This is a genomic window from Cupriavidus sp. PET2-C1 (assembly GCF_054515855.1).
Map to the genome: position 1 here is coordinate 642553 of NZ_JBTNRJ010000003.1, position 26087 is coordinate 668639.

General features: G+C 60.2%; 25 protein-coding genes and 1 pseudogene. 21 read left to right on the forward strand and 5 right to left on the reverse strand.

The features are described 5' to 3' along the window. Positions 1 to 47 precede the first annotated feature (47 nt). The 5 genes from ACX12D_RS36675 (at position 48) to ACX12D_RS36695 (ending at position 4448) form a co-directional block, all read left to right on the forward strand. Positions 48 to 575 (forward strand): MarR family winged helix-turn-helix transcriptional regulator, encoded by a 528-nt coding sequence (locus ACX12D_RS36675; RefSeq protein WP_459376732.1) that lies wholly within the window; start codon positions 48 to 50, stop codon positions 573 to 575. A gap of 278 nt (positions 576 to 853) precedes the next feature. After that, positions 854 to 2122, forward strand: a complete 1269-nt coding sequence (locus tag ACX12D_RS36680) for an acyl-CoA dehydrogenase family protein (protein ID WP_459376733.1) — start codon at positions 854 to 856, stop codon at positions 2120 to 2122. 74 nt (positions 2123 to 2196) lie between these two features. Next, positions 2197 to 3174, forward strand: coding sequence for an amidohydrolase family protein (locus ACX12D_RS36685; RefSeq protein WP_459376734.1), 978 nt, complete (start codon positions 2197 to 2199; stop codon positions 3172 to 3174). Between the two features lie 58 nt (positions 3175 to 3232). Continuing rightward, on the forward strand, positions 3233 to 4090 hold the full coding sequence (locus ACX12D_RS36690) for an intradiol ring-cleavage dioxygenase (protein WP_459376735.1): 858 nt from the start codon (positions 3233 to 3235) through the stop codon (positions 4088 to 4090). A gap of 37 nt (positions 4091 to 4127) precedes the next feature. After that, positions 4128 to 4448: a Dabb family protein gene (locus tag ACX12D_RS36695; RefSeq protein ID WP_459376736.1), complete on the forward strand. Its 321-nt coding sequence runs from the start codon at positions 4128 to 4130 to the stop codon at positions 4446 to 4448. 252 nt (positions 4449 to 4700) lie between these two features. Here the strand turns inward: ACX12D_RS36695 and ACX12D_RS36700 are convergent, their stop codons facing one another. Then, a complete protein-coding gene (locus tag ACX12D_RS36700) occupies positions 4701 to 5117 on the reverse strand; it encodes an ester cyclase (protein ID WP_459377429.1) in 417 nt (138 codons plus the stop codon). Positions 5118 to 5266: 149 nt separating this feature from the next. Between ACX12D_RS36700 and ACX12D_RS36705 the strand changes: the two genes are divergently transcribed. After that, the gene (locus ACX12D_RS36705; RefSeq protein WP_459376737.1) at positions 5267 to 6148 is read left to right on the forward strand and encodes a LysR family transcriptional regulator; all 882 of its coding nucleotides are present in this window, start codon (positions 5267 to 5269) and stop codon (positions 6146 to 6148) included. Positions 6149 to 6270: 122 nt separating this feature from the next. Here the strand turns inward: ACX12D_RS36705 and ACX12D_RS36710 are convergent, their stop codons facing one another. Next, a complete protein-coding gene (locus ACX12D_RS36710; protein ID WP_459376738.1) occupies positions 6271 to 7173 on the reverse strand; it encodes a LysR family transcriptional regulator in 903 nt (300 codons plus the stop codon). Between the two features lie 130 nt (positions 7174 to 7303). On the opposite strand from ACX12D_RS36710, the gene ACX12D_RS36715 reads away from it, so the two are divergent. The 6 genes and pseudogenes from ACX12D_RS36715 to ACX12D_RS36740 all read left to right on the forward strand — a co-directional run. Further along, on the forward strand, positions 7304 to 8572 hold the full coding sequence (locus ACX12D_RS36715; protein WP_459377430.1) for an alpha-hydroxy acid oxidase: 1269 nt from the start codon (positions 7304 to 7306) through the stop codon (positions 8570 to 8572). 62 nt (positions 8573 to 8634) lie between these two features. Next, complete coding sequence (locus ACX12D_RS36720; RefSeq protein WP_459376739.1) at positions 8635 to 9312, forward strand: RraA family protein; 678 nt, start codon at positions 8635 to 8637, stop codon at positions 9310 to 9312. Beyond that, the gene (locus tag ACX12D_RS36725; protein ID WP_459376740.1) at positions 9309 to 10376 is read left to right on the forward strand and encodes a hydroxyacid dehydrogenase; all 1068 of its coding nucleotides are present in this window, start codon (positions 9309 to 9311) and stop codon (positions 10374 to 10376) included. Before ACX12D_RS36720 ends, ACX12D_RS36725 begins: the two co-directional genes overlap by 4 nt. Before the next feature lie 67 nt (positions 10377 to 10443). Next, positions 10444 to 11454, forward strand: a complete 1011-nt coding sequence (locus ACX12D_RS36730; protein WP_459376741.1) for a tripartite tricarboxylate transporter substrate binding protein — start codon at positions 10444 to 10446, stop codon at positions 11452 to 11454. After that, entirely contained in the window at positions 11439 to 12428 is a 990-nt protein-coding gene (locus ACX12D_RS36735; RefSeq protein ID WP_459376742.1) for a Bug family tripartite tricarboxylate transporter substrate binding protein, read from the forward strand. Before ACX12D_RS36730 ends, ACX12D_RS36735 begins: the two co-directional genes overlap by 16 nt. Positions 12429 to 12748: 320 nt before the next feature. Further along, positions 12749 to 12871 (forward strand): annotated as a pseudogene (locus ACX12D_RS36740) (IS5/IS1182 family transposase); the annotation flags it as partial. 333 nt (positions 12872 to 13204) lie between these two features. Here ACX12D_RS36740 and ACX12D_RS36745 read toward each other — a convergent pair. Both ACX12D_RS36745 and ACX12D_RS36750 read right to left on the reverse strand, forming a co-directional pair. Beyond that, positions 13205 to 13771 carry a YbhB/YbcL family Raf kinase inhibitor-like protein gene (locus ACX12D_RS36745; RefSeq protein WP_459377431.1) on the reverse strand — a complete coding sequence of 189 codons (567 nt, stop codon included), beginning with the start codon at positions 13769 to 13771 and terminating at the stop codon, positions 13205 to 13207. A gap of 120 nt (positions 13772 to 13891) precedes the next feature. Next, entirely contained in the window at positions 13892 to 14623 is a 732-nt protein-coding gene (locus ACX12D_RS36750; RefSeq protein ID WP_459376743.1) for a helix-turn-helix transcriptional regulator, read from the reverse strand. A gap of 1636 nt (positions 14624 to 16259) precedes the next feature. On the opposite strand from ACX12D_RS36750, the gene ACX12D_RS36755 reads away from it, so the two are divergent. The 9 genes from ACX12D_RS36755 to ACX12D_RS36795 all read left to right on the forward strand — a co-directional run bounded on the left by ACX12D_RS36755 (position 16260) and on the right by ACX12D_RS36795 (position 24249). Beyond that, positions 16260 to 17234: a Bug family tripartite tricarboxylate transporter substrate binding protein gene (locus ACX12D_RS36755; protein WP_459376744.1), complete on the forward strand. Its 975-nt coding sequence runs from the start codon at positions 16260 to 16262 to the stop codon at positions 17232 to 17234. 51 nt (positions 17235 to 17285) lie between these two features. Then, entirely contained in the window at positions 17286 to 17996 is a 711-nt protein-coding gene (pxpB, locus tag ACX12D_RS36760; RefSeq protein WP_459376745.1) for a 5-oxoprolinase subunit PxpB, read from the forward strand. Next, positions 17993 to 18970, forward strand: a complete 978-nt coding sequence (locus tag ACX12D_RS36765; RefSeq protein WP_459376746.1) for a 5-oxoprolinase subunit C family protein — start codon at positions 17993 to 17995, stop codon at positions 18968 to 18970. Before pxpB ends, ACX12D_RS36765 begins: the two co-directional genes overlap by 4 nt. A gap of 46 nt (positions 18971 to 19016) precedes the next feature. Then, positions 19017 to 19802 carry a LamB/YcsF family protein gene (locus ACX12D_RS36770; protein ID WP_459376747.1) on the forward strand — a complete coding sequence of 262 codons (786 nt, stop codon included), beginning with the start codon at positions 19017 to 19019 and terminating at the stop codon, positions 19800 to 19802. Beyond that, positions 19799 to 20278, forward strand: a complete 480-nt coding sequence (gene accB / locus ACX12D_RS36775; RefSeq protein ID WP_459376748.1) for an acetyl-CoA carboxylase biotin carboxyl carrier protein — start codon at positions 19799 to 19801, stop codon at positions 20276 to 20278. The genes ACX12D_RS36770 and accB overlap by 4 nt, the downstream gene beginning before the upstream one ends. After that, entirely contained in the window at positions 20271 to 21638 is a 1368-nt protein-coding gene (gene accC / locus ACX12D_RS36780) for an acetyl-CoA carboxylase biotin carboxylase subunit (protein ID WP_459376749.1), read from the forward strand. Before accB ends, accC begins: the two co-directional genes overlap by 8 nt. Continuing rightward, positions 21635 to 22066, forward strand: coding sequence for a biotin/lipoyl-containing protein (locus tag ACX12D_RS36785; protein WP_459376750.1), 432 nt, complete (start codon positions 21635 to 21637; stop codon positions 22064 to 22066). The genes accC and ACX12D_RS36785 overlap by 4 nt, the downstream gene beginning before the upstream one ends. 7 nt (positions 22067 to 22073) lie before the next feature. Then, a complete protein-coding gene (gene can / locus ACX12D_RS36790; protein WP_459376751.1) occupies positions 22074 to 22775 on the forward strand; it encodes a carbonate dehydratase in 702 nt (233 codons plus the stop codon). Between the two features lie 172 nt (positions 22776 to 22947). Then, positions 22948 to 24249 (forward strand): amidohydrolase family protein, encoded by a 1302-nt coding sequence (locus tag ACX12D_RS36795; protein WP_459376752.1) that lies wholly within the window; start codon positions 22948 to 22950, stop codon positions 24247 to 24249. 549 nt (positions 24250 to 24798) lie between these two features. Here the strand turns inward: ACX12D_RS36795 and ACX12D_RS36800 are convergent. After that, on the reverse strand, positions 24799 to 26028 hold the full coding sequence (locus ACX12D_RS36800) for an MFS transporter (protein ID WP_459377432.1): 1230 nt from the start codon (positions 26026 to 26028) through the stop codon (positions 24799 to 24801). Between the last annotated feature and the right edge of the window lie 59 nt (positions 26029 to 26087).

Below are 26087 nucleotides of genomic sequence, written 5' to 3' on the forward strand. Positions count from 1 at the left end.
TCGCACCGACACTGCGACGCTGTATGGACAGCCACCGACCCGCCAGCATGAAGCCGACCAAAAAAAGTACCCAGTCCGTTGCTCGAGAAGCGAAGCCGAGGTCCGGGGGCATTGAGCCTGCTATCACTGCCGTCCCGGAGGGATTCGACCTCGAGCAATCGGTGCCGTATCTCCTCAATCGTGCTGGCGTAGGCATCGGCGTAGCCTTCTCGAAGTACCTGCGGCAGTTCGACATTACGTTGCCCGGCTACCGCGTACTTGCCTCACTCTCGCACCGCGACGAGCAGGCCATTGTTGAACTCGCGGAGCACACCAGCATCGACGTCTCCACGCTGTCACGCCTGATCACTTCGCTCGAAGAGAAGGGCCTGGTTGCCCGCCGCCGCGACACTGCGGATGCGCGTTCGATCAAAATTCAACTGCTTGCGCCGGGTGCTCAGCTCGCTTCCCAGACCATCCCGCTTGGCGCTTTGTTCGAAAGGGTGGTCATCGCGGGCTTCAGCGCGGAGGAAGTTAAGGTGCTCAAGCAGATGCTTGTGCGCATGTATTCCAACCTTTCGCCGCTTGCCGGTTAGTATCAATATATTTGCGTTTGCAAATTAGTTGAGAGTATAGGTTCTCGCGCCTTCTCTGAGCGAATTTCTTGCATCGGGGTTTTTCCCAACGGGGAATTCCCTAAATAAGTGGCAAAATCCCTGTCTCCCCTCGTGCCGACGCGGCGCAACACTGCATTCACTTCCTAAAAAATCACTCGAACAAGGGTAATTCCCTACGTCCAGTTATTTGCGTTTGCAAATAACTGGACGTAGATTGTAGGCAGGCAACGACGCCATGTCCCGAAACGAGTGCAGCGATGAACGATTCCCCCAACCCCACCCAGGCCTCCCGTGTGGATACGGCAGGCGCCCCAGGCAGGCACTCGCCAGTGGCGAGCGCGCCCGAACTCTCTAAGCTGATGGCGCGCGCCAGGGAGATATCGGAAGGCTTCCTGAGGCCGCATGCCCAGCAGACCGAGGAGGCACGGCGCGTCTCCGAAGAGGCCACGGCGCTCTTTCGCGACGCAGGTTTCTTCCGGCTCATGCAGCCTGCGCGCTTCGGCGGCTACGAGTACGGCTTCTCGGCATTCGTGGACATCATCAGCGAGCTCGGGCGGGGCTGCCCCTCATCGGCCTGGGGTTGCTCGTTGGGCAGTGTGCACCAATGGCTTCTCGGCACTTTTCCGGCTCAGGCTCAGGAGGACGTCTGGGGCACCAATCCGGATGCTATCGTGTGCGGCTCCTATGCTCCGACGGTAAAGGCCGAGCGCGTCCAGGACGGCTACGTCGTCGCCGGCAGATGGCACTGGGCTTCCAATATCGACAATTCCCATTGGGCGTTGATCGGCGTGCAGTTCGCGCCTGACGACGAGACACCGGTGCCACATGCCGGGTTCCTGCTCGTCCCGCGTGAGCAGTGGACGATCCATGACGACTGGTTCACCGCCGGCCAAGCGGGAACCGGCTCCAAGGCCGTCGAGATCAAGGTGCCCACGCTGGTGCCGGCTCATCGGAAGCTGACATTCGCTCAGGCCTCATCCAACCTGCCGCCCGGCGCGGCGGTGAACACCAATCCGCTCTACCGCATCCCCTTCCTGTCGGCGCTGCCGGTGTGTCTGGTGTCGCCGATTCTTGGCGCCGCGCAAGGCGCTATCGATGCCTTCCTCGCCTCCGCGGGCTCGCGCGTCACGCGTGGCGCCGTGGCAGGGGGAGGCAGCCGCCTTGCAGAGTTTTTCCCGGTCCAGTCTCGGGTCGCAGAAGCGTCGGCGATGATTGATGCCGCCCGCCTGCTGATCTATCGCGACGTGGCTGAAGTAGAGCGACTTGCTCTGGCTGGCCAGGAAATCGACGTCGATACACGCATCCGCAACCGACTCGACCATGCCTTCGCCGCGCGGCTCGCCCGCGATTCGATCAACGCCATCTTTGACAATACGGGCGGCAACGGCCTGGCGCTGTCGCAGCCGATCCAGCGCCTTTGGCGTGACGGCAATGCCATCGCCAAGCACATCAGCCTGAACTGGGATGCGGTGTCGTCCATGGCCGGCCAGCATTTGCTTGGCCTGGAGGCCAAGGGGCAGTACTGAGCCGCATCGACGACGCCTTCCTCACGTTTGCCCGGATCTGTCCCGGGACCTTAGATTCGACAACAAGGAACACCATGCAAGGCAAGATTGGACTGGAAGAGCATTTCGCCATTCCCGAAACGCTGAACGACTCCGCCGGCTTCGTCCCTGGCGACTATTGGAAGGAATTGAGCCGGCGGCTGCTCGACATCCAGGACGACCGCCTGCGGCAGATGGACGAGAACGGCATGGAGATGATGCTGCTGTCGCTGAATGCACCGGCGATCCAGGCGATTCCCGATCGAAAGAAGGCGTGCGAGCTGGCTGTCCGTGCCAACGATTTTCTGGCGGAGCAGGTGGCGCGGCGTCCAGACCGGTTCCAGGGGCTGGCTGCACTGCCGCTGCAGGATCCGGACTTCGCCACGACGGAGCTAACGCGTTGCATCCGGGATTTGGGCATGCGCGGCGCGCTGGTCAACGGCTTCTCGCAGATAGATTCACCCGACAACGTCGTCTATTACGACGCGCCGCAATACGCGCTGTTCTGGGCTGCTGTGGAAAAGTTGGACGTTCCGTTTTATCTGCATCCGCGCAACCCGATCGCATCATGGGCCCAGATCTACGAAGGTCACCCCTGGCTGCTGGGGCCGACGTGGGCCTTCGGGCAGGAGACCGCGGTCCATGCCTTGCGCCTGATGGCTTCCGGTTTGTTCGACCGGCATCCCGCGTTGCAGATTGTCCTCGGCCACCTGGGCGAGGGACTGCCATACAGCCTATGGCGCATGGACAACCGCAATGCCTGGGTCGATACCCCCAAGTCTTATCCCGCGCAGGAGAGCTTCCGCCACTATTTCCAACGGAACTTCCATCTGACTACATCGGGCAATTTCCACAATCAGACGCTGATCGACGCCATGTTGGAGGTCGGCGCGGACCGCATCCTGTTCTCGACGGACTGGCCGTTCGAGAACGTCGATCATGCCGCGAACTGGTTTGACCACGCGAGCATCAGCGACGCGGATCGCGAGAAGATCGGCCGCGGCAATGCCATCAAGCTGTTCAAACTGAAGTAGCCGGCGGGCCGTCCGCCGCGGCGGACGCCACGACACCTTCATCCGGATCATGGCAACAATGAAAGACATTGATGAAGTCAGTATCACCCAGGCCGTGCTCGCGGCCAACCGCTCGGGGAATCCGCGCCTGGTCAAGATCATGGAGAGTCTGGTCAAGCATCTCCACGAATTTGCCCGTGAAGTGCAGTTGACCGAAGAGGAATGGCATCAAGGGATCCGCTTCCTGACCGAAACTGGCCAGATGTGCGACGACAAGCGCCAGGAGTTCATCCTGCTCTCCGACACACTGGGACTCTCCACGCTGGTGACTGCATTGAACAACCGTAAGCCGCCTGGCTGCACCGAAGCCACGGTATTCGGCCCGTTCTACGTGGAAGACTCGCCCGTCGTGGAGAACGGCGGGGATATCGCCAACGGAGCCAGTGGCATGCCGTGCTTCGTTTCCGGGACCGTCAGGGGACTCGGCGGCGAACCGGTCGCGGACGCTGAAGTGGCGGTCTGGCAATCCGATGAAGAAGGTTTCTACGATGTCCAGCGTGCCGGGCTGGATCACCTGCAGGGCAGGGGGAGGGTCCGCACGGATGCCGCGGGTGCCTTCCATTTCCGCTCGATCCTGGCCGTGCCTTATCCGATCCCCTATGACGGTCCGGTAGGCCGCATGCTGCAGGCTCTGGAGCGTCATCCATGGCGGCCGGCGCACCTGCACTTCAAGATTGAAGCCGAAAACTATGACCGGCTGATCACGCATATCTTCCGCAGCGATGGCCCGTATCTCGACTCAGATGCCGTGTTCGGCGTCCGCTCGACCCTAGTGTCCAACTGGATCTCGCATCCGGCCGGCATCGCGCCCGGCGGGGCTGCACTGAATCAACCCTACTACACCTTGCACCATGACTTTGTCCTCAACCGATGCTAATTCCCGTCACAGTGATTCCACCTTTCAGGAGCCGCGCATGATGCGCCATATAGTCATGTGGAAAGTGGCAGCCGGCAGCGATGCCGAACGCCAGGCCGCCTGCGAACTGGTAAAGCGCCAATTCGAGAGCCTGGCCGGCCGCGTTCCCGGGCTGTTGCATATCGAGGTTGGCGTGGACATCAGCCGTATCGACTACGCCGCTGATGTCGTGCTGCTGTCCGATTTCGAGTCGGCGTCCGCGTTGCGCGCCTATGCTGATCATCCCGCCCATACCGCAGTGCGCGACGCACTGGAAGGCGTGCGCATTTGGCGGCAGCAGGTGGACTACGCCGTTCTCAACCGAAAGGAAGCAACATGACGCCGTTCATCTATATGGTGAATCCCGCGCGCGTGATCTTAGCCACGACTTACGACATCGTCCGCTTCGCGCGGGGCAGCCTGCTGTAGGACCGTTTCGGAGCGTTGCGATCCGCCCGATATCGACGTCAATTCTGAGCGCCGGCGGCGCGGGAGTTCATCCAACACCGAAGTACGGACCCACCGCGCGCTGGTGTCCATTCGACCGTGCGACGATAAACTCCAAGGCGGCGGACAGCAACCAGCCCTGGGTCTAAGTCGGGACAGCGCCGATCTGTTGCAACAGGGAAAGCAAATCGGGTTGCCCGCGCTCTTCAACAAATTTCCCGCCAGACAGCCGGTAGAAGTTTGTCGCTTGAACTTCAATTTTTTTGCCTGTGGGGGGAACACCGAAGAAGGTGCCCTGGTGCGTACCACGCATCGTGAATCGAGCTGCCACTTTCTCACCTTCAGCGACCAACTCTTCCAGCGTCCATTGAATATCCGGAAATCCACCGCGCATCATGCCGATGATCTCAAGATAGCCGGCCGGACCCACCACGGGCTCCGGGCGTCCCGGAACATGGAACGCCGCCTCAGGAGAAATGAGTTCTGCGGCGAGTTGTTCGCTGGCGGTGTTGATGAAGTCCACGAAGCGGGACATGATTAGTTTGTTTGTTTCTGCCGTCATAATATGCTCAGCCTTTCTGAAAAAAATGGTGATCATTGCTACTGGTACTTCGTATGTCGTGCCATGAGTTCTCCATGAAGACTGTACAACAGCAAACATAATGGGATAAATTCTCGCAACGTTTCATCATTCCCAACAGGATGTTTCGAGTGGACCGCATCACTAGCATGCAAATTTTTGTCAAGGCGGTCGAACTTGGGTCATTTTCGGCGGCAGCTGACGCACTTCTCATTTCGCCGCAGTTGGTCGGGAAGAACGTCCAGGTGCTCGAGCGGCACTTGGGCGTGCGCCTGTTGAACAGAACCACAAGGCATCACAGCCTTACAGAGATCGGCAAAGCGTTCTACGAGAGGGCCAAGATTATCTTGGCCGAGGTTGAGGCCGCAGAGTCCCTGGCAGCGGAAACCCGTGCAATTCCGCGTGGGTGCATTAGGATCACTGCACCTGTGACGTTCGGCATTCATGCCTTGGCGCCAAGACTTCCCGAGTATCTCTCGACACATCCGGAGGTTTCAGTTGATCTTACCCTGTCCAATCGCGTTGTTGATCTGATTGATGAGGGATACGATGCCGCCTTCCGAGTTGGCGAGCTAGCTGACAGCGGTCTAATGGCTCGGCCTCTCGCGCCCTATCAGCTGATAGTGTGCGCTGCTCCGAATTATCTGAGTTCTCGAAGCCCGCTCACGACTCCGATGGATCTCCAACACCACGAGTGCCTCGGGTTCTCGCATACCTCATTGCGATCCCACTGGGTGTTCGAGGATCCTGCTGGGCACATTTCCGTACCCGTATCGGGACGCCTAATGATCGATAGCGGGGAGGCACTACTCTCCGCTGCGGTCGCCGGGCTTGGAGTCTTGCTCCAACCCATGGAGTTGGTCAGGGCCGAGCTTGAAGCCGGCCGCCTGGTAGCCGTCCTGTCTGATTACAAGGTACCGACCCGGCCGATGCACATTCTGTATGCGCCTGACAGGCGCATGACTCCTAAGTTACGAAGCTTCCTCGACTTTGCGGTGGCAGCTTTTGGATAGCGCTCTGCGGACCTACGGCACAGCTTCTACAATCAGGCGGTTATCATGGTCGCGGCAACTCGGTTCGCGCTCGATCGGGACAACTTGCCCAGATCTCCATAACAAACGACGATCTAAGGCGCCTAGACCAGACAACGTGGCGCCTGGAAATCAATTACGTCCTTGATAATGTCACGCATGGCGGTGATCACCACGCGGGCGTCATCGCGACGCCATTGCACGGCATAGTGCAGCGGCTCCAGCGCATCGCTGCCCGGCAGGATCTTTAACACGCCGCGCGCCGCAAGCGCCTGGGCCCATTGCTCGGGCATGAACGCAAAGCCAAGCCCTTCAGCGACCATGCCGACGACCGCGCCCCAACTATTGCACATGAGCCGCCGGTTCACCATCAGCCCCCGGCACGCCAGCCATTGATCGAGGACCCGCGTACCGCCCGCGCCCACCGGCAAGCTCAGCAGCACATGTTCGTGGATCAATGCCTGGGGATCTTCTGTGCCGGCCTCATCAAGAAACGACTGACTGGCCACCCACGCGAAATCTACCTGACTGATCCGCTCGGCCGCAAGGCTGCTGCGGGTGGAGGGCCCAGCCAGCACCGCCAGGTCCAGTTCGCCATCGTGCAGACGCTGTTCGAGCACCTGGCCGATATCGACATAGGGCTCCAATAGCAGAGCAGGATGGCGGACCGATACTTCGCTCACGAGCTTCGGCAGCCATGTCAGGCCGCTCAGCTCGCCCAGCCCGACGCGGCAACGTCCCATCAGCCCGTGGCGCTGCCCGGCCGATTGCTCCAGCTCTGCGGCAGCGCGCAGCAGTTCACGAATTTGCGGCAGCATCTGCTCTCCCTGCGCGGTCAACTCTGCGCGCCTGCCGCTCCGGTTGAATAACTGCACGCCCAGCGATGCTTCGAACTCGGCCACCCGCTTGGACAGTGACGACACCGACAGGTGCACCCGCTCCGCAGCCACGGAGAAGTTGACGCAGGTGGCGGCCCAGTAAAACGCTTCCAGTTGCTTGAGAGTCATGGGGTGGCGGCCGGCAGCCGTTGTGAATTTTTCGAAAAAGCGAAATTATACCTTCGTTATTTTTCGCTTTTCTCGTTGGATCGCAATTGCTAGATTTGGCGCGAGACCACAGCGTTCCGTCCCCTTGAACATGTCAGTTGCCCCCGCCAATGGCGCCCCACAGGCCACAGCACACAACCCGGAATCCGCCCGGGGCGCTTCCGCTGCGCCGCAACAGGTTGCTTCGGCTCCACGTGATGTCGCGTGGCTGAGAAGGCGGGTGTTGGCGCTGAACGACTTCGAAGCGCTCGCGCATCGCCGCTTGCCCAGACCGCTGTACGCCTACGTGAGCGGCGCGGTCGAAGACAGTATTTCACTGGCGCAGAACCGGCGCGCGTTTGAAGAGATCGCGCTGCGGCCGCGCGTTCTGGCCGGTGTGGCCACGCGCGACCTCGGCATCGAACTGTTTGGGCGGCGCTATGGTGCACCGTTCGGCATTGCGCCGATGGGCATCTCCGCGTTGTTCGCCTATCGCGGCGACATTGTGCTGGCACAGGCCGCCCGGCACGCCGCGGTGCCGGCCATCATGAGCGGTTCTTCGCTGATCCGGCTGGAAGAGGTCATGCACGCAGAGCCAGGCACATGGTTCCAGGCCTATTTGCCAGGCGATATGGCCCAGATCGACGGGCTGTTGTCGCGTTGCCAGTCGGCTCGCGTGGAGACGCTGGTGATCACGGTCGATACGCCGGTGGCCGGCAATCGCGAGAACAACCTGCGCGCGGGCTTCTCCACGCCGTTCCGGCCAAGCCTCGCACTGGCCTGGCAAGGCGTCACGCACTCGCGCTGGCTGCTTGGCACCTTCATGCGCACGCTGGTGCGGCATGGAGTGCCGCATTTCGAGAATGCTTACGCCCATCGCGGCGCGCCAATTCTGTCGCGCAATGTCGAGCGGGACTTTTCCGATCGGGCGCATTTCACGTGGGCTCACCTTGAAACGATCCGGCGCCGCTGGAAGGGCCCGCTCGTGGTAAAGGGCATCCTGACTGCCGAAGACGCGCTGCTGGCACGCCAGCACGGCGTGGACGGCATCATTGTTTCGAACCACGGCGGCCGGCAGCTCGATGGCGCCATCGCGCCAATCCGTGCCCTGCCGGAAATCGTCGACGCCGTGCCAAACCTGCCCGTGATGCTCGACAGCGGCGTGCGCCGTGGCACCGACGTGATCAAGGCGCTCGCGCTCGGCGCGCGCTGCGTGTTCGTCGGGCGGCCATTCGCCTATGCGGCGACGGTGGCGTCCGTCGCGGGTGTGTCGCACGGCATCGCACTGATGCAGGCCGAGATCTCGCGCGACATGGCCATGCTCGGACTGAGCCGCGTGGCGGATATCGGCCCGGCCTGCATCCGGCGCGCACCGGTATGAGCACCATCCCGCCACCCCAATTCCAACACGCCGACGCACTGGCCAACACAGGAGACATCCCGATGACTACGCCTCACGGCTTCCGAATCCACGCCCGGCCCGAGCCCACTGTCGGCAACGCGCTGCTTGAGCGTTTCAAGCGCTTTCCAGTGGCCAATGTCAGCGATGCCATGAGCCGGACCGTCGGCACCACGCAGTTGCGCCCTTTCCATCGCCGCGAAGGCCCGTTGGTGGGCCGCGCGCTGACCGTCCGCACGCGCCCCGGCGACAACCTGATGGTGCACAAAGCCATCGACATCTCGGAGCCTGGCGATGTGATCGTGGTGGACGCCGGCGGGGCCGGACCCAATGCCATCATCGGCGAGATCATGCTGGCGCTGGCGATGGCGCGCGGCGCAGCGGGCTTTGTGATCGACGGCCTGATCCGCGACAGCGACACGATCGGCAAGGAGCCGCTCCCAGTCTATGCGCGCGGCGTGTCGCATCGCGGCCCCTACAAGGACGGCCCTGGGGAGCTGCATATCCCGGTCTGCATCGACGGCATGGTTGTGCGCCCGGGCGACCTGGTCATCGGCGATGGCGACGGCCTGCTGGTGGTGCCCGCTGAGGAAGCCGAATTGATCGCCGCGCGCGTGGAAGAGGTGCAACGCACCGAGGCTGCCGTGCTCGAATCGATTTCGCAAGGCCGCGCTGACCGTAGCTGGGTGGAGCGTTCGCTACGCGACAAGGGGGTACTTTGAGCGCACTCACAATCCCCAGGCGCGCGAACCATCTGGTGGTGCGGTTCGACTATTGGCTGGATCCGTCCTTCGACCGCATCGTCGGCGACGCGCCCGGCGTGACGCTGCACACCTGCGCACGCGAAGGCGCCGATGATGCAGCCTGGGCGCAACTGAGCCGGGCGCAGGTCTACCAGATCACGGCGGCCAAGGACGAAATTCCGCGCCGCTGGTTTGTCAACGCTGACCTGCTGTCGCGCTGCCCGGCCTTGCTGGCGGTGTCGTCCAGCGGCTCGGGCTGCGACACCATCGACATCGACGCCTGCACCGCCGCCGGCGTGGCGGTGATGAACCAGGCCGGCGGCAACGCCGACTCGGTGGCCGAGATGACGCTGGGCCTGATGCTGTCCGTGCTGCGCCGCATTACCGAGTCCGACCGGCGCATGCGCACGGACACCACCGCGAGCCGTGAGGACCTGATGGGGCACGAGCTGCGCGGTCGCACACTCGGGCTCGTGGGTGTGGGACACGCCGGCCGCAGGGCGGCGGCCTTGGGCCGGGCTTTCGGCATGCGCGTCATCGGCTGCGATCCAGCCTTCGACACGGAGGAAATGGCCGCACGCGGCGCGCAACGTGTGAGCTTCGACGAACTGCTGCGCACCGCCGACGTGGTATCGCTGCACTGCCCGCGCGATGTCACCACACTGGGCATGATGGACGCCGCCGCGTTTGCCGCGATGCGGCCCGGCAGCGTCTTCATCAGCACGGCCCGCGGGGGTATCCACGACGAGCACGCACTGTACGCGGCGCTGGCAAGCGGCCAACTCGCCGGGGCGGGGCTCGACGTGTGGGACCAGGAGCCGCCGCCGCGCGGCCATCCGCTGCTCGCGCTGGAGAACGTGGTCGCTACGTTCCACACGGCAGGCGTCACGCATGAGGCCCGCCGCAGGAACGCCACGCTGGCTGCCACGCAAATCGTCGAGCTGCTGGCGACCGGCTCCCGGCCCGAGCGCCTGGTGAACCCCGAGGTGTGGCCGCGCGCGCGCGAGCGTATCGAGGCCGCACTGCAGTCAGCGATGGGCTAGGCTCGACCGACGCAACGTTTGAATCAACAATACGTCGCCCCATCGAGGGCTGGCGAGGAGACACAACATGCATCGCAATCCCGACCTTCGGCGTCGGCGCTTTCCCCCGCGCCTAGCTGCCGCATTCGCTCTCGCTTTTGGCACGATTGGCGCCACGACTTCCGGTGCAGCCCATGCCGAGGCGCCCTATCCGAGCCGCCCGATCGAAATGATCGTGGCCTACGCGCCTGGCGGCGGCACCGACCTGGTCGCACGATTGCTGGCCCGGCATCTGGAAAAACAGCTCGGCGCCACCATCGTGGTCCAGAACAAGCCAGGCGCCGGCGGTGCCATCGGCTTTGCGGAACTGGCGCGCGCCACGCCCGACGGCTACACGATCGGCTTCATCAACACGCCGAACCTGCTGACGATTCCGCTCGAACGGAAAACCACGTTCACATGGAGGAGCTATGACCTGATCGGCAATCTCGTGGACGATCCGGGCGGCTTCACCGTGAACAATAGCAATGCCATTGATTCGCTGGCGTCGCTGGTGAAGTACGCCACGGCAAATCCGGGCCATGTGACCGTGGGCACCACCGGCGTGGGTTCTGACGACCACCTTGCGATGCTGCTGTTCGAGAAGGCGTCGGGTGTGACGTTGACCCATGTGGGTTACAAGGGCGCCGGAGAAGTCCGCGCCGCCCTGGCCAGCCAGCAGATCACGATCGGCGCCATCAACGTGGGGGAGGCGCTGGCGTTCCAGAAGGGCGGCACGCCGATCAGGTTCCTGGGACAGATGGGCATGACACGCGCCTTGCTTGCGCCAAACGTCCCCACGTTCCGTGAGCAGGGCTTCAACATCGAACTGGCCTCGCTGCGCGGTCTGGCCGCGCCAAAAGGCTTGCCGGAGCCGGTGCGCAAGAAGCTTGTCGACGCCATGGCACGTGTGGCCGCCGATTCGCAGTTCCGCCAGCAGGCCGACGCCATGTACGCCCCGCTACGCTATCTGGCGCCCGCCGCGTACGCGGCCGAACTCGAACGCGGCGAAGCAGGCTTCCGCCAGCTCTGGAAGGAGATGCCATGGCAGGAAAAGTAAGCTGGCTGGCGGCGCTGGCAGTCGGCGCCGCCCTGGTCTCATCCGCTCTGGTATCCGCGTCGGTATCCGCACAGGCGCCGCTGCCGCCGGGGCCGGTCACGATGATCGTCGGCTGGCCCGCAGGCGGCCCGTCCGACGCCGTGGCGCGGCTGGCGGCGGCGCACATGTCGAAGGCGCTGGGACAGACGATCGTGATCGACAACCGCGCTGGTGCGGGTGGCAATATCGGTACCGACGTAGCTGCCCGCGCGCGGCCCGACGGCAGCACCATCTTGCTGGCCACCGTGGCCTCGCATGGTCTGAACTCCGCACTCTACAGCCGGTTGAACCACGACCCGATCAAGGACTTCGCGCCGATCGGGCTAATCACCATGTCACCAAGCGTGCTGCTGGTACCGCGCGACTCGCCGCTGCGCTCGGTGCGCGACCTGGTCGACAAGGCACGCGCCCAGCCCGGCCAGTTGAACTACGGCTCCGGCGGCGTCGGCTCGAGCCAGCACCTGGCGGCAGCCGTCTTCAGGAAACTCGCCGGCGTGGACATCGCGCACATCCCCTTCAAGGGCACGGCGCCCGCTATGACGGACCTGATGGCTGGCCGCGTCGACTTCGTCATCACCACGGGCGCGCTGCCCTTCATCCGCTCGGGCAAGGTCCGTGCGCTGGCCGTGGCCGCGCACCAGCGCCTGCCCGCGCTGCCCGATGTACCTACCTTCGACGAAGCCGGGCTGAAGGGCTTCTACACCGATTCCTGGTACGGACTGGTCGCGCCGGCCGGCACACCCCGTCTCGCGCTGGAGCGACTCAATGAATCCCTGACGCAGGCGCTACGCGACCCGGCCCTGCAACGGCAGTTCACCGAACAGGGTTCGCTGCCGGTTACGCCGATGGGCGTGGACGAGTTCTGGACTTTTGTGAATAAACAGATGCCGATTGCAGCGGAACAGGTTCGGATTTCGGGGGCGAAGGCGGAGTAGGGCAGCGATGCGGAACCTTGCCCCTTCCGCGCCACGCCAACTATGCGTCCGCGATCGACCGACAATGACAAACATCGGGATGCTCGCCCGGGGCAGCCGCAAGGGGGCGGGCAGACATTTGGCCAGATGGGCAAGCATCTCGAGTATCGCCTTGTCGAGCGCTGCCCGACTCCTATTCATCACTTCCTCAGATTCGTTAGCTACCTTGCTCAGCGATGAGTTGCGCCGCAAGCTTCCATACAAATCAGACATGGCACACGATTAGCAAAGTAGTCGAGGAACAGTCCCGGCTTGATCGGTTTGCCAACGAACCAGTCTCCCCTGTTTCAAAGTACCCCCTTACTGAAGCTCAAGGCATTCCACTTGCGCTGATGCAGACCGGCGCCAATCGCCACGACATCACCCAACCGTTACCACTAATCGAAGCGATTCCGCCTCTGCGCGACTTAAAGCGATTGCGCGTCTGCTTCGGCCGCCTCGCAATCATCCATGTCCTGAAGATCGCCTGTTGTAGGCGACGTCGCGGGCGGTCGCCACTACCGGGCCATACCGATACCCGAGCGTACGCCACTGTTGCACGGCTAGCATGACGCGATGGCGCATTTCGCGCGCGTGCTGGAGTGGGGACGCCCGCGGCACCATCCCGTGGTTGTGCTCCCCGGAGCGGACCACTGTCTGCCCCAGGCTCTGGATGTTGTGGCCGCTCACTTCGTGAGAAACGGCGTCGTCTGACATGACATCACGGCGCTGCGCCGGGTGATCGGCGCCGGATAGCCTTAACGCCCGTAGGTTGCCGTCAAGGCTGTCTCGCCCAGGGCACTTGCCTTTGCGAAATAGCCGACCTGAGACGGCGTGGCATCCTTGGTAATAAAGTCGGGCAGCTTGGCGATCTTCAGTGCCGTCAGAGTGATGACGTAGCGATGGAGCGTCCCTTCAGGTGGGCAAGGACCGCCATAGCCCGGCGCGCCGAATGACGTTTGCGTTTGCAAGGCGCCCTGTGGCAGATGATCTCCAGCAGGGGTCACGCCGCGCGGCAGCCCACTTGCATTTCCCGGAATATTCGCAACGACCCAATGAACCCATCCAAAGCCGGTGGGCGCATCTGGATCGTAGATCGTGAGAAGATAGCTTTTTGTCCCTTTGGGCGCACCGGACCACGCCAAGGCGGGGGAGAAATTCCCCCCCTTGCAGCCAAAGCCATACCCTTCGCTGAGGGCTTGTTCATTGAGAATCTTGCCGTCACGGATGTCGGAGCTGGTAATCGCGAATTCTTCTGCAGAGGCCGCACAGGTTGCGACCAAAGCAACGGAAGCCGCCAGTAAACCCAGATGTTTTTTTGTCATGCGTTTCTCCAATCTCGAAAACACATGCATCTTATAGGGCGGTGCGGTCTGATGCGCCTTCGACTCGATCAAAAGCAAGTTCGATCCGATCATCCTGGGCGTGCGGGAAACGTCTGCCTGTCAGTTCGTCAGGGCGCTCCTTGGCTTCGCTGATGTTCGGATGGTCGAGGGACTAAATCCATACCGTTCGCGAAACCGCGCTGCGAAGCTTGATGGACTGTCATAGCCCGTTTCGTAGGCGATCTCCCGGACGGATAGATCCGTCATTTGCAACAATGCTAGGGCACGCGACATGCGGGCCTCGACCAAGATGGCACTGAACGATGTACCCTCTTCAGCGAGGCGTCGGCGCATCGTAGCTTCGCTCATGCCGAGCTGCGTGGCTACCACCGGTCCGGTCCAGTCGGCGGCAACGTCGTCCGCTATCTTCAACCGGACGCGACGCATGGTTGAGCGATGCGTTGTTGGCGGAACAAAATGGCCGCCGTGGTGATCGAGCCAGGCGAGCACTTCGATTGCCCTGGAAATGACCGCTTTTTGGGGAACGTGTTGCTCTCGGGAAATCCCGTTCCTCAAATGTCGGAACGACGCGTAGAAGTCATCATTCAGCTTGGGAAGAGGATACAAGCTTCTGATCGGCACACCCGCCGGATTGTCCCTCGCAAACAGCGCAATCAGATCGGGATCAAACAGCAGCAATTCGGCCCTGTAGAGGCCTGACACTGAGCACGGGGCATTCACCACATCTATCGACTGGCCCTCCGCGATCGCAATAGCATCTCCCGGCTCCAAATTATATACAGCGTGGCCGCTGACTATCCTCTTCTTCCCATCTGTGACGAGAACAAGCATGGCGCTGTCAATGGGGATGCTGCGCGTAAGTGTCTCACGATGCTGCACGATCTGCGCGGTCGTCCCGACGCCGCTGCGACTTAGTATTTCCCTGCTCACGCTGCTCTGCTCCGACCGCCGCACCGGCGACTAGGTAATCTTAGAACCAATTTGAAGCCCTCGAAGTACCCTCCAGCGCTCACCACTGGTCGCACGCGGTGACTGTATTCGCGAAGGTGATGGAATGACGGCCCCCTGATCGCGACCATCGAGCCCGCTATAACGATATCCCCTGGCCACGACTTCGGCCTGCTGTATCAACGGGCATCGCATCTGACTGGCTTCGACTAGGCCTGAATTCGACGCGCGTACGTAGTTCCGGCGCGCTGAGTCCCCTTGGCCTGACACCCAGGAGGAAATCGAGCCGTGAAGATGACTATCCCGCTACTGTTCATCTTGACGTTGACGGCCTGCGGCCAGTCTGAGCCAAACGAGACCGTGGAGACAGGCACGCCATTTGTGCGCCTACGTGCAGCGTAGTCATCCGTGTTCAGAATACGGCAGCCTCCTCCGCGGTGGTGGACGTAGCTCTTCACGACTTGGTCGTGCCATGCGCCGGCCAATTTCATTGTGCCATCGAGAGCGGCCCGGAATTCAGGGGATGGCGCTTCAGCGTTCGCATGCATGTCTACAAGAATGGTCGGGCGGCTCTGGTTGAGTTGGACCAGCGCGGTAAAAGAGCCTCGCAATCAAGCAGCTTCGACAGCTTTCTCGCATCTTCGTCAGTCGGATCGTGAAATCAGTTCGTATTGGTAGGTGCATCAAACTCCGAAACTGTTCTGCCTAATATCCGCATGCATCAGTAGATTGCCGGTCGGTGCAGGCGAAACTGTTTTAATCTCATTTAAAAATTTGGAACGATTTGCAGAATATTCGGGATGCTCTGTCGTATAGGGGATCTAGGCAGTACGACAGATCTCGGCTCAATTCATTCCGGGGTCCATACGAGAAGCGTGCGTGTTGGCAAGGCATTCGACTTCGAGTAAGCGTGCGTGCTGAAACGAGTTTTCAAAGAAAGAATCGTTCCAAAAAAGTGCAGCATGAGCATCATAGAAATACAAAATCATAGGCGATTTATCATGATTTCGTTGGTAAATTCCATTATAAGTGCTCTATTGACAACACTAAGGAGCATCTAATTCTGTGCGAAAAATCGCGCAAAAGTTGATTAAAATTATTAAAATCTGCGTACTAAGTGAAAGTTGCACTAAATTTAACTAAAATAGTTGGATCGCGAAGTAAAAGCCAGGTATGTCGACGTGTTATAGCAGAAGTCGAAAATTCTATTTCTGTCTGACCTAGTGCGCAAATATCATCAGTCCAGAAGCTGAGTGCCATTCTTTGAGCTAAGAGGAATGGGACTATTTTATTTCGCTGAGGCCAAATGCTGGGGTAATCTCATCTGAATCGATCTATCAACCAATATTTATATATTGCCCGAGAAACTGTGGTTGATAGGGATAAGCTTCATGTGGTGCGGTAATAATAATATGCGCCAGTTTAGGTAGCCCCACGGGGCAGACCACGTCGGCTCGGTTGGCTGTACTTACTTCGAAAGCTGAGGCGCTCAATATATTTCCCATAGCGGAGGAGCCAAATGAAACACCTTTTGCAATGTGTTGTTCCTTGCGTAGCTTTCGCAGTCTCGGCACTGCCCGCCCAGGCTAGCGACTATCCGACAAAGCCCATTCGCATTGTCGTGCCGTATCCCGCCGGCGGCTCTACGGACGCGCTCGCGCGCATGGCTGCCCAGAAGCTGGCAGCGAAGCTCGGCCAGGCTGTGGTTGTTGAGAACCGTCCGGGCGCCAGTGAGATGATTGCGGCTACGTACGTCGCGCGCTCAGCGCCAGACGGCTACACCATTCTGCTTACAACCATGACCGGGCTCACTGTCAATCCCGGTCTATATGGCACCAAGCTTTCATACAACCCGCAGAAGGACTTTGTGCCGATCATGCTCGCGGCGACCATTCCCAGTGTGTTGGTGGTCAACCCGTCAGTGCCGGCAAAGTCGACAGCAGAATTGCTCAGCTATCTGAAAGGCAAGCCCGGCGCAGTGAGCTATGCGTCCGCAGGCAACGGAACGCCGAGCCATCTCGGAATGGAACTCTATAAGAAGGCAACCGGCGTCGACGTCGTCCATGTTCCCTACAAGGGAGGCGCACCCGCTCTCCAAGAACTCATGGGCGGGCAGGTCCAGGTGATGTTTGCCTTGATGCCGGAAGCCATGCCGATGGCAAAGGCCGGAAAGCTGAAGGCGCTGGCGATAACGACGCAGAAGCGCTCGCCCACGTTTCCCGACCTGCCGACTGTCGCAGAGTCTGGCGTGAAGGACTTTGAGATGGTTTTCTGGTCGGCCTTCATGGCTCCAACTGGAACCCCAAAGGACATCTTGGCCAAACTGAATAGTTCGCTGAACGCAGTGCTGGCCGAAAAGGGCATCGCTGCGAAGCTTGCGGAGATGGGCATGGAGCCCGCGGGCGGTTCGTCTGAACAACTATCCCAACTCATCAACAGTGAGACGAGTAAGTGGAAGAGGGTAATTGACGTTGCGGGCATTAAGCTCGAATGACACCGCGTCATGTCCGGTCAAGAGATGCCACCCCCCTGTTTTGAGTGAATTATGAGTCGCACATTAGAGACGAGCGAGGAAATCGATTCCGATGCTCAAGACGTACCACGCATCCATGCAGCTGGCTGTGGTGCATTGTCATTCGACGTAGCAGGACGGGTGTTCGATAGCACGACACAGCGTCGTCTGTGGGCGACGGCCGAGCAACTTGCCAATGATCATGGCCCAGATGGCGTCCTGGATGTCGTGCCGGGTGTCAACAACTTGTTGGTGGCAATAGACCCACTGCGGCTTCACCCCGATCGGGCGCGCGAACTGCTGCTCGCGAAATGGACGACGGTCGATGCGAACACAGCCAAGGGGCGTGACATCGAGATTCCCGTCGTTTACGGTGGCCCAGCCAGGGAAGACTTGGAAGAGCTGTCTGGCATCCTGGGCATGCCCGTGCATGACATCGTGAAACTCCATAGCTCAGCCGTTTACACGGTGGCATGCATTGGCGCGATGCCGGGATTCGCATACCTGACCGGACTATCGCCCGAGCTCGTCGTCCCGCGCCGCGCGACGCCACGCGCGAAGGTGGAGAAGGGGGCGGTCATCATCGGTGGTACCCAAGCCGGTGTTATGCCATTCACCGCACCATCAGGATGGCACATTCTTGGCATGACTGAACTGGATATGTTCGATGCCGACAAGTCGCCGCCATGCCTGCTGGCTCCAGGCGACCGCGTGCAATTTCGTGTGAGAGAGGTCTGCGCATGATTGAGATCCTCTCTAACGGTATCCCCAATCTGATTCAAGACCTTGGCAGGACGGGCCTGCTGAACGCAGGTGTTAGTCGTAGTGGTGCTATGGACAGCCGAGCATTGTCGCTGGCGAACATCCTGGTAGGAAATGACGAGGGCGCGGCTGGACTCGAAATCAGTTTGTTCCCGTTCCGCCTGAAGTTCCTTGCCGACACATGTTTTGCATGTACTGGCGGAGATTGCACTGTCCGGCTGGACGACACAATCCTCGCGCCCTGGTGGGGGCGCCAGGCACGCGCGGGTCAGACGCTCGTCATCGAACGCCCGCGGCGAGGGGCGCGCGCCTACCTGGCGTTTTCAGGAGGCATAGACGTGCCCGCCGTTCTCGGCTCGCGTTCCACTGACCTCAAAAGTACGCTGGGTGGCCTGGAGGGTCGAGGGCTGCGTCGGGGAGACATGCTGTCGCTTCGAACACAGGGCCACAGGGCATTGGGGAGGCGAGGCTTGGGGCTCGTTCCTGCAGATCTTCCGCGGTTCTGGAAAGAACTCTCCACAGGTTGCGTAACGGTCCGTGTTCTGTCTGCTGCTGAGTACGACGTGTTTACCGAATCGGCCAAGGCGGCGTTCCTTGAAACCGAATATCAAGTAAGCCTGGATGCGAACCGCATGGGCTACCGCCTAAGAGGCGTGCCGTTGATGCTGAGCGAGCCGTTCGAGCTCTTCTCCCACGGCATTGTTCCAGGGACGATTCAAGTTCCACCGAACGGGCAGCCAATCATCCAGTTGGCTGAGGCGAACACCTGCGGTGGCTACCCAAAGATTGCCGTCGTGATCGAGGCCGACCTCTGGTGTCTTGCCCAGGTCCCCGTCGGATGCAACCTGCGCTTCCAGCGCGTCAGCCTGGAGGAGGCATTGAATGCGCGAAGAGCCCATCTAGCCGAACTGGCGGCAATGCGTCAATCCCTGGAGCTCATGAGCTCCCGCGCATAGCGCACTGCGCATTTTCATCATCTTAATTACGACTACGAGTGTGCAAATGCCTACGCAAACAAAGATTCCGTGCGTCGATTTGAACGCCGATATGGGGGAAGGTTTCGGGCCATATCGGATGGGGGATGACGAGGGAATCCTGAAGATTGTGACCTCGGCCAACGTAGCCTGTGGCTTTCACGCTGGCGACCCGGAGACCATGGCCAAGACATTCAGGACGGCCAAGCAACAGGGCGTGAATGTCGGCGCCCATCCAGGTTTCGACGACCTCTCCGGATTCGGCCGACGCGTCATCCCTTGCAGCCCGGCCGAAATCGAGCGACTGGTCGCATACCAGATTGGAGCTGCTCAGGCGCTCTCCGCCTATGCGGGGAATCCGATTACCTATGTGAAAGCACATGGAGCACTGGGCAATCTCAGCGCCGTCGAGGAGGAGGTCGCATCGGCCATCGCCGGCGCCATCAAGGCCGTGGACGCCAATTTGATTTGCATAACCTTCGCGGGAAGCCTGATGGAGAAGGTCGGGCAGGAACGCGGCTTACGAACCTGTGCCGAAATTTTTGCCGACCGTGCCTATACCGATGAGGGGCAGCTCGTCTCACGCAAGCTGCCGGGGGCAGTACTGCACGACTCCAAGGCGGTCGCTGCCAGGGTCCTGCGAATGGTGCAGGCGGGCGCTGTGGAGACCATCTCCGGAAAGCAGTTGCGTGTGCCGATTGAGACGATTTGCGTCCACAGCGACACCCCAGGTGCACTCGAAATGGCCGCGGAGATTCGTCGCACGCTTGAGGCCGCCGGCGTCGAGGTCAAGCCGTTCGCCAGGGGGCAATGATGGAGATTGAGTTCGTCAACCGCCTTATTGACATTGTTGAGCGCTCGCAGCTCTCAGAGCTGGAATACACAGAGAATGACAAGCGCCTCCGGGTGGTGAAGGCGCGGCAGGAACAGGGCGCGACGCAACACCCAGAACGGCAGCCCGATATTGACGTCCCCTTCTCGCCTGAGGCGGTGCCCGTGCGGATAGACCTCACGAACGCAGTGGGCGTGTTACAGAACCATACCGTCGCTTCGCCTCTCACGGGCGTCTTCTTCCGCGCACCAGCAGCCAATCAGCGCGAGTTTGCGCAGGTGGGCGACTTCGTTGAAGAGGGCCAACCGTTGGCAATTGTGGAGGCGATGAAGATTCTGAACAGCATCGATGCGGACAAGTCAGGGCGGCTGGTCGAGGTGCTGGTGGAGAATGGAGCCGAAGTGGAGGCGGGGGCAGCCCTCTTTGTGATTGAGCCAATGAGGGGTGACGATGTTTGATACCGTGCTCATCGCCAACAGGGGGGAAATAGCGCTACGTATCCTGCGTGCGTGCCGCAAGCTAGGTCTGAAAACTGTGGCTGTGCATTCAGAGACTGACGCAGGGCTAAGGCATGTATCGCTCGCAGACCGTGCATTGTGCATTGGTCCATCCGCAGCCGCGCGGAGCTACCTCAACAAAGATGAAATCCTGCTGGCGGCCAAACTTACCAACGCCGGTGCGATTCATCCTGGTTATGGGTTTCTTTCCGAGAGCGCCGACTTCGCTGAATCTGTCGAGAGTGCAGGCCTCATCTTCGTCGGCCCTGGCAGCCAAGCAATTCGGCGCATGGGCGACAAAGTTAGCGCGAAGCAGACCATGCTGGAGGCAGGCGTGCCATGCGTGCCAGGCTCAGATGGTGCGTTATCCGACGACGCTGACGCTGTCGAACGGATTGCAGAGGAGGTTGGCTATCCACTAATAGTGAAGGCCGCTGGAGGCGGCGGCGGCCGTGGGATGCGAATCGTACGCGAGCCAACTGACCTGGCTCAGGCGGTCGTAATGACCCGGGAAGAGGCTAGCCGCGCCTTTGGCAATCCCAACGTCTACATTGAGAAGTTCCTTGAGCATCCTCGCCATGTAGAGATTCAGGTCTTGGCGGACTCCCATGGAAATGCTGTGTGGTTGGGTGAGCGCGATTGCTCAATGCAGCGACGCCATCAGAAGGTCATTGAGGAGTCCCCCGCCCCGGGGATTGCTCGCGAAGTGATTGCGCGCATTGGTGCGAGCTGCACGCGGGCGTGCCAGCATATCGGCTACCGTGGCGCCGGAACGTTCGAGTTCCTGTATGAGAACGGCGAGTTCTATTTCATCGAGATGAACACGCGCGTTCAAGTCGAGCACCCGGTGACCGAGCTTGTGACGGGCGTTGATATCGTAGCGGAGCAGCTCCGGATCGCCATGGGTGCGCGCCTCTCGTTTGCGCAAGAGGACGTGACCTTACGTGGTCACGCAATCGAGTGCCGAATCAATGCGGAACACCCCTGGACCTTCGCTCCGACACCTGGCCGTGTCACTGAATGGCTGCCACCTGGTGGTCCCGGAGTTCGTGTCGAGTCTCACCTTTACACGGGCTACTCAGTCCCGTCCAACTACGACTCGCTCATTGCCAAGCTTTTGACCCATGGGGAGACGCGCGAGGAGGCCATCGCGCGAATGCGCGTTGCACTCCAGGAGATGGAGATTCGCGGTATTGAGTCGACTGTGCCGCTGCACCAGGTCCTGATGAGTGAGCCAGGCTTTGTCGAGGGCGGCTTCGACATTCATCATCTTGAGCGATTCCTGGCCACCGGCCTGGCAAATCGGGAGGGAGACCTATGAATCCCCTACTCATCGAACGTTTGGTACGGCAGTCCGAAGCGTGTGCGACGATTGGGGAGGTCGAGTACGAATCGGATGGAGAGAAACTGGTCCTCAGGTTCATGCGTTCTTACTCGGTGTTGCGAGCCAGGGAGGATGGTGGTCAAGTCCCTGGCTCCGCGAAGGACATTTTGTCTGTTAACGCGGCCTCCAACAGGAGGGTAGTTCGTGCACCAGCGACGGGCATCGTTTTCGGTGCTCATCCCTTGTCCGAGCAGCCGTCGGCTTCTCCTGGTTCCACTTTCGTCGAAGGCCAACAACTTGCATTCTTGCAAGTCGGCGGCGTCGTGTGCTGTATCGAAGCGGATTCAGAAGGTGTCCTCGGGGAGATGCTGGTATCCGAAGGCAGCTTGGTCGGCTTCGGCGATGCAGTCTATGAACTTCGGTAGATCAGCGATGAGCACGGTCGAGAACGGTACGCCAGAAATAGAGCTGGATAGTTTGCTCGAGAACAACCGGCGATGGGCAAGCGGTATCGACGCAATCAAGCCTGGGTTCTTCCAGTCCCTGACTCGGCAGCAGGCACCTGAATGCCTGTGGATAGGATGTGCTGATAGCCGGGTGCCGGCGAACGAGCTCGTGGGACTCCAGCCAGGTGAGCTCTTCGTGCATCGAAACATCGCCAATGTCGTCGTGCATTCGGACCTCAATTGTCTGTCGGTCCTTCAGTACGCAGTTGACATGCTCAAAGTGCGACACGTAATTGTCGTTGGCCACTCCGGCTGCGGAGGAGTACGCGCTGCGCTCGATGGCTTGCGTATCGGTATCGCGGACAACTGGATCAGGCACATCCATGATGTGGTGGAGAAACACTCGTCGTGGCTTAACACACTGGCTGAAGACCAGAAGTTAGACGCCGCTTGCGAACTCAACGTGCTTGAGCAAACAAGAAACGTCTGCCTGACGACGATTCTACAAGATGCCTGGATGAGAGGTCAGACAGTCTCGGTCCACGGTCTCATATACAGCCTCCAGAACGGGCTGCTGGAGAGCTTGCAGCTCACTGTCGGCAACTCTGAAAGCGTGGACTGCCTCTACCACGCGGCACTCACGGACTTGAAGCACCACTTTGGTCGCCAACGAAGGCACACGGCTTGAAAACACTTGAAGGATTGCGGGTGCCGCCCCATTCGGTACCGCTAGGTCAGTCAAAATTCAGTCCTTTCCATAGATAAATGCCATCCGGCATTGTTAAGGATTGGATTCCTCGTTCTTTTTGGAACGCGATGCTCCTCATAATATACGGAGGGAATAAATGAGGTATCCAGTTATGCGTACTTTGGCGATGACGGTCGCAGCGACGTGCGCGCTGCTCACGGCCGCTTGCTCGTCGATTCAGACGGCAGGAACAACCCAAAAATCTGAGTCGGTGGCGCCCCAGGGCAAGTCGAATCCAAAATACGCGGACGCGCACTTTCATACGTCCAACTACGCCTACCAAGGCATATCGCTCAAGCAACTGATTCATGACTACATGAAGGACGACATAGTCCGGTCTGTTGTCATGCCGGTGCCGTTGCAGCAGCGATGGGATGGTTTCGAAAACTATGCAGCTGGCCAAATTGCCCCAAACTATTACCTGGGCCCCAAGGCTGATCTTTACTATTACTCATTCGCGGACGCGATGTATGCGAAGGAGTATCGTTCGCTGAGCAAGGAGGAGCAGCAGCGGATTGACCTGATGATTACAGGTTTCAATCCGATGGATAAATATGCACCGTTTCATATCAAGAGGGCGCTTCTGACGTTCCCAGGCACCTTTGTGGGTATCGGCGAGTTCACCGTTCACAAAGAGATTGTCTCGAAGAAGGTCGCCGGTGAGCCGATTTCCCGAACCAGCGCGGTCGGGCTGCCGGCGGATGCCGACAGCGACGACAAACTCTCCCTGTACAACCCAGCGCTTGTTGATATCTTGAATCTGCTGTCCGAGACCGGCCTCGTTGGCACGCTGCACAACGATATTTATCCTGCAGACGTGCGGCCGGACGGGACAGTGGAAGCGTTGCACCCCGAGAAGTCGTATGAAACAGCGCTTCGGAACCTGTGCGCCAAGAACCCGAAAGCCACCGTCATATGGGCGCATGCCGGACTTGGCCGTTTCGTTAAGCCCACACGCGAACACGTCTCGATTGTCTCGGGAATCCTTGACGCTTGCCCCGCGTGGTACGTGGACATTTCGTGGGACCTTGCTCAAGAGTGGATGATTCATCCGCGCGAGGGTATGCCGAGCGCCGATGAATGGGTAGCGTTCATCGATAGGTATCAGGACCGTATCCTGTGGGGATCGGACACGGTCGCGTACAGCCGGAACATCGTGGACTCAAGCGGTACGGTGAAGGCAAGTGGCCGCCGCATGCCCGTCGAGGAGTACGAGGCAGTTCCAAAGCTGACGGTGCCGATGTTTGACAGGCTCAAGCCGGAAGTCGCGCAGAAGGTGCGCATTGGCAACTACGTCAGGCTGTTCGACGCAGCGCGAGCGCGCGTCCGCACATGGGAAGCGCAACATGGAGATGATGATGTGTGGAACTTCAGCACCGCAGTGGTAGAGAAGGCGCATTCACACGCACACTAGCCCAACGCTCGCGCCCGCGCCCTCAGCATCCTGGCCGAGGGCGCGGGCTTGGGCGGTTTGGGTTGAGGCTATCAATGTGCCTCCAGACGGGAGGATCTGAGTGCCGGCTAATGAGCCGATCCGAGGGTCGGCGGGTGGCTGAATATCCGACGAGACTCGGATACAGTACCCCAATGGCGCGGCCAAAGTTGTACGTAAGTTCGGCATTGCGGGGATCGCTGAAACGACGTGGAGTCACTGCGCGTATCGTTCACCGTGGTTTTGAGAGCAATGAAAATCTCGCCCGCTAACGTTGGGTTGTCGAACGCGCCATTCGTGGCAGGCTGGCTTCGGCGAACTGCGTGCCTGCGTCCGGCTCGTTAACCCCGAGGTATAGGACACATTCGCGGATGCCGGAGCAAGGCCTTCGATGGGAACCACCGGCATCGGGGCCTTGGTCATGTTCCTTGACTGGGGCCGCCCAATCTCAGTCCAGAGTCGCGATGCCAACTGCTTCAGTCGAATGATGCGGATGGATACTGAACCAGTCTCATCCGCATCATTCCGCAGCTAATCGAGAGCTTGCCCCTTAGTCTCTGGTAGCAGAATAGTCATCAGGAACACCGCGCCATAGGCGGCACCGGCAAAGATGGCGATCGCGGTTGCCAGGCCTGTCGACTGACTAAGGTGTCCAACCAGACTCGGAAAAAGCGCGCCAATGCCGCGACCGAAGTTATATGTGAAGCTCTGCCCATTGGCTCGATTGGCCGACGGATAAAGTTCCGTTAGATATGCGCCAATTCCACTGAAGATGCCGCACGCGGAGAATCCGAGCGGGAATCCGAGAAGGAGCATTTGCGAGTTAGACAGTGGGAGGCGCAAGTAAAGATAGATGCTGACCACAGAGAGGGCCGAGAAGACGATGAAATTGCGGCGCCGTCCCCAGAAGTCGGACAGGTACGCACCGCCGATGTACCCGCAAAATGAGCCAAGAATGATGACAAGCAGGTAGCCACTTGTATCCAGGATGGACAGATGGCGCTCAACCTTCAAGTACGTCGGCAGCCATGTGGACATGGCGTAGTAGCCACCTTGCATTCCGGTGCAGAGGATTGCAGCGAGCACCGTTGTGCGCAGGAGGGACGGGGAGAAAATTGCCCACGCAGACGATTTCTTGACGCCGCTCTTCTCTGCCGCCTTGGTCTTGACGAACACTTCAGGCTCGGAGACGTTTTTGCGTACGTACAGTACGAGAAATGCTGGGATCACACCGACCCAGAAGAGGCAACGCCAGGCAATGTCCTCGGACAGCACCGAGAAGGCGATGCTGTACAGAATCGCTGCAAGCGCCCAGCCAACCGCCCACCCGCTCTGCACGACGCCGACTGCCTTGCCGCGATTCTTTGGCTTCACGATCTCGCCGATGAGCACGGCCCCTACTGCCCATTCCCCTCCAAAGCCAAGGCCTTGCAAGGCACGCAGCACGAAAACCTGCTCGAAGTTCTGAGCGAAGCCGATCGCCACCGTACAGACCGAGAACCAGAGAATCGTTGCTTGAAGTACCTTCGCGCGGCCATAGCGGTCCGCTAGAATTCCCGCAATCCATCCTCCGATGGAGGAAAACAGTAACGTGACGGTTCCCAACAGGCCCGCCTGGGCACGGTCTATGCCCCAAAGACTAATCAGGGACGTGATGACAAAGCTGAAGACCATGAAGTCGAACGCGTCAATGGCCCAGCCGCCGAAGGAAGCGTTGAAGGCTTTTCTCCCCTGCTGGTCCATGTCCCGGTACCAGGCCATGCTCCATAGTTTCGCAGACGCTTGTCCGTCGGCGCGTGTTGTTGTCTCCATTGCAACTC

Coding starts and splice junctions, on each gene's coding strand:
- ACX12D_RS36675 (WP_459376732.1), top strand. CDS start 48: ATGAAGCCGACCAAAAAAAGTACCCAGTCCGTTGCTCGAGAAGCGAAG.
- ACX12D_RS36680 (WP_459376733.1), top strand. CDS start 854: ATGAACGATTCCCCCAACCCCACCCAGGCCTCCCGTGTGGATACGGCA.
- ACX12D_RS36685 (WP_459376734.1), top strand. CDS start 2,197: ATGCAAGGCAAGATTGGACTGGAAGAGCATTTCGCCATTCCCGAAACG.
- ACX12D_RS36690 (WP_459376735.1), top strand. CDS start 3,233: ATGAAAGACATTGATGAAGTCAGTATCACCCAGGCCGTGCTCGCGGCC.
- ACX12D_RS36695 (WP_459376736.1), top strand. CDS start 4,128: ATGATGCGCCATATAGTCATGTGGAAAGTGGCAGCCGGCAGCGATGCC.
- ACX12D_RS36700 (WP_459377429.1), bottom strand. CDS start 5,117: ATGACGGCAGAAACAAACAAACTAATCATGTCCCGCTTCGTGGACTTC.
- ACX12D_RS36710 (WP_459376738.1), bottom strand. CDS start 7,173: ATGACTCTCAAGCAACTGGAAGCGTTTTACTGGGCCGCCACCTGCGTC.
- ACX12D_RS36715 (WP_459377430.1), top strand. CDS start 7,304: ATGTCAGTTGCCCCCGCCAATGGCGCCCCACAGGCCACAGCACACAAC.
- ACX12D_RS36720 (WP_459376739.1), top strand. CDS start 8,635: ATGACTACGCCTCACGGCTTCCGAATCCACGCCCGGCCCGAGCCCACT.
- ACX12D_RS36730 (WP_459376741.1), top strand. CDS start 10,444: ATGCATCGCAATCCCGACCTTCGGCGTCGGCGCTTTCCCCCGCGCCTA.
- ACX12D_RS36735 (WP_459376742.1), top strand. CDS start 11,439: ATGGCAGGAAAAGTAAGCTGGCTGGCGGCGCTGGCAGTCGGCGCCGCC.
- ACX12D_RS36745 (WP_459377431.1), bottom strand. CDS start 13,771: ATGACAAAAAAACATCTGGGTTTACTGGCGGCTTCCGTTGCTTTGGTC.
- ACX12D_RS36750 (WP_459376743.1), bottom strand. CDS start 14,623: ATGCTTGTTCTCGTCACAGATGGGAAGAAGAGGATAGTCAGCGGCCAC.
- ACX12D_RS36755 (WP_459376744.1), top strand. CDS start 16,260: ATGAAACACCTTTTGCAATGTGTTGTTCCTTGCGTAGCTTTCGCAGTC.
- pxpB (WP_459376745.1), top strand. CDS start 17,286: ATGAGTCGCACATTAGAGACGAGCGAGGAAATCGATTCCGATGCTCAA.
- ACX12D_RS36765 (WP_459376746.1), top strand. CDS start 17,993: ATGATTGAGATCCTCTCTAACGGTATCCCCAATCTGATTCAAGACCTT.
- ACX12D_RS36770 (WP_459376747.1), top strand. CDS start 19,017: ATGCCTACGCAAACAAAGATTCCGTGCGTCGATTTGAACGCCGATATG.
- accB (WP_459376748.1), top strand. CDS start 19,799: ATGATGGAGATTGAGTTCGTCAACCGCCTTATTGACATTGTTGAGCGC.
- accC (WP_459376749.1), top strand. CDS start 20,271: ATGTTTGATACCGTGCTCATCGCCAACAGGGGGGAAATAGCGCTACGT.
- ACX12D_RS36785 (WP_459376750.1), top strand. CDS start 21,635: ATGAATCCCCTACTCATCGAACGTTTGGTACGGCAGTCCGAAGCGTGT.
- can (WP_459376751.1), top strand. CDS start 22,074: ATGAGCACGGTCGAGAACGGTACGCCAGAAATAGAGCTGGATAGTTTG.
- ACX12D_RS36795 (WP_459376752.1), top strand. CDS start 22,948: ATGCGTACTTTGGCGATGACGGTCGCAGCGACGTGCGCGCTGCTCACG.
- ACX12D_RS36800 (WP_459377432.1), bottom strand. CDS start 26,028: ATGGCCTGGTACCGGGACATGGACCAGCAGGGGAGAAAAGCCTTCAAC.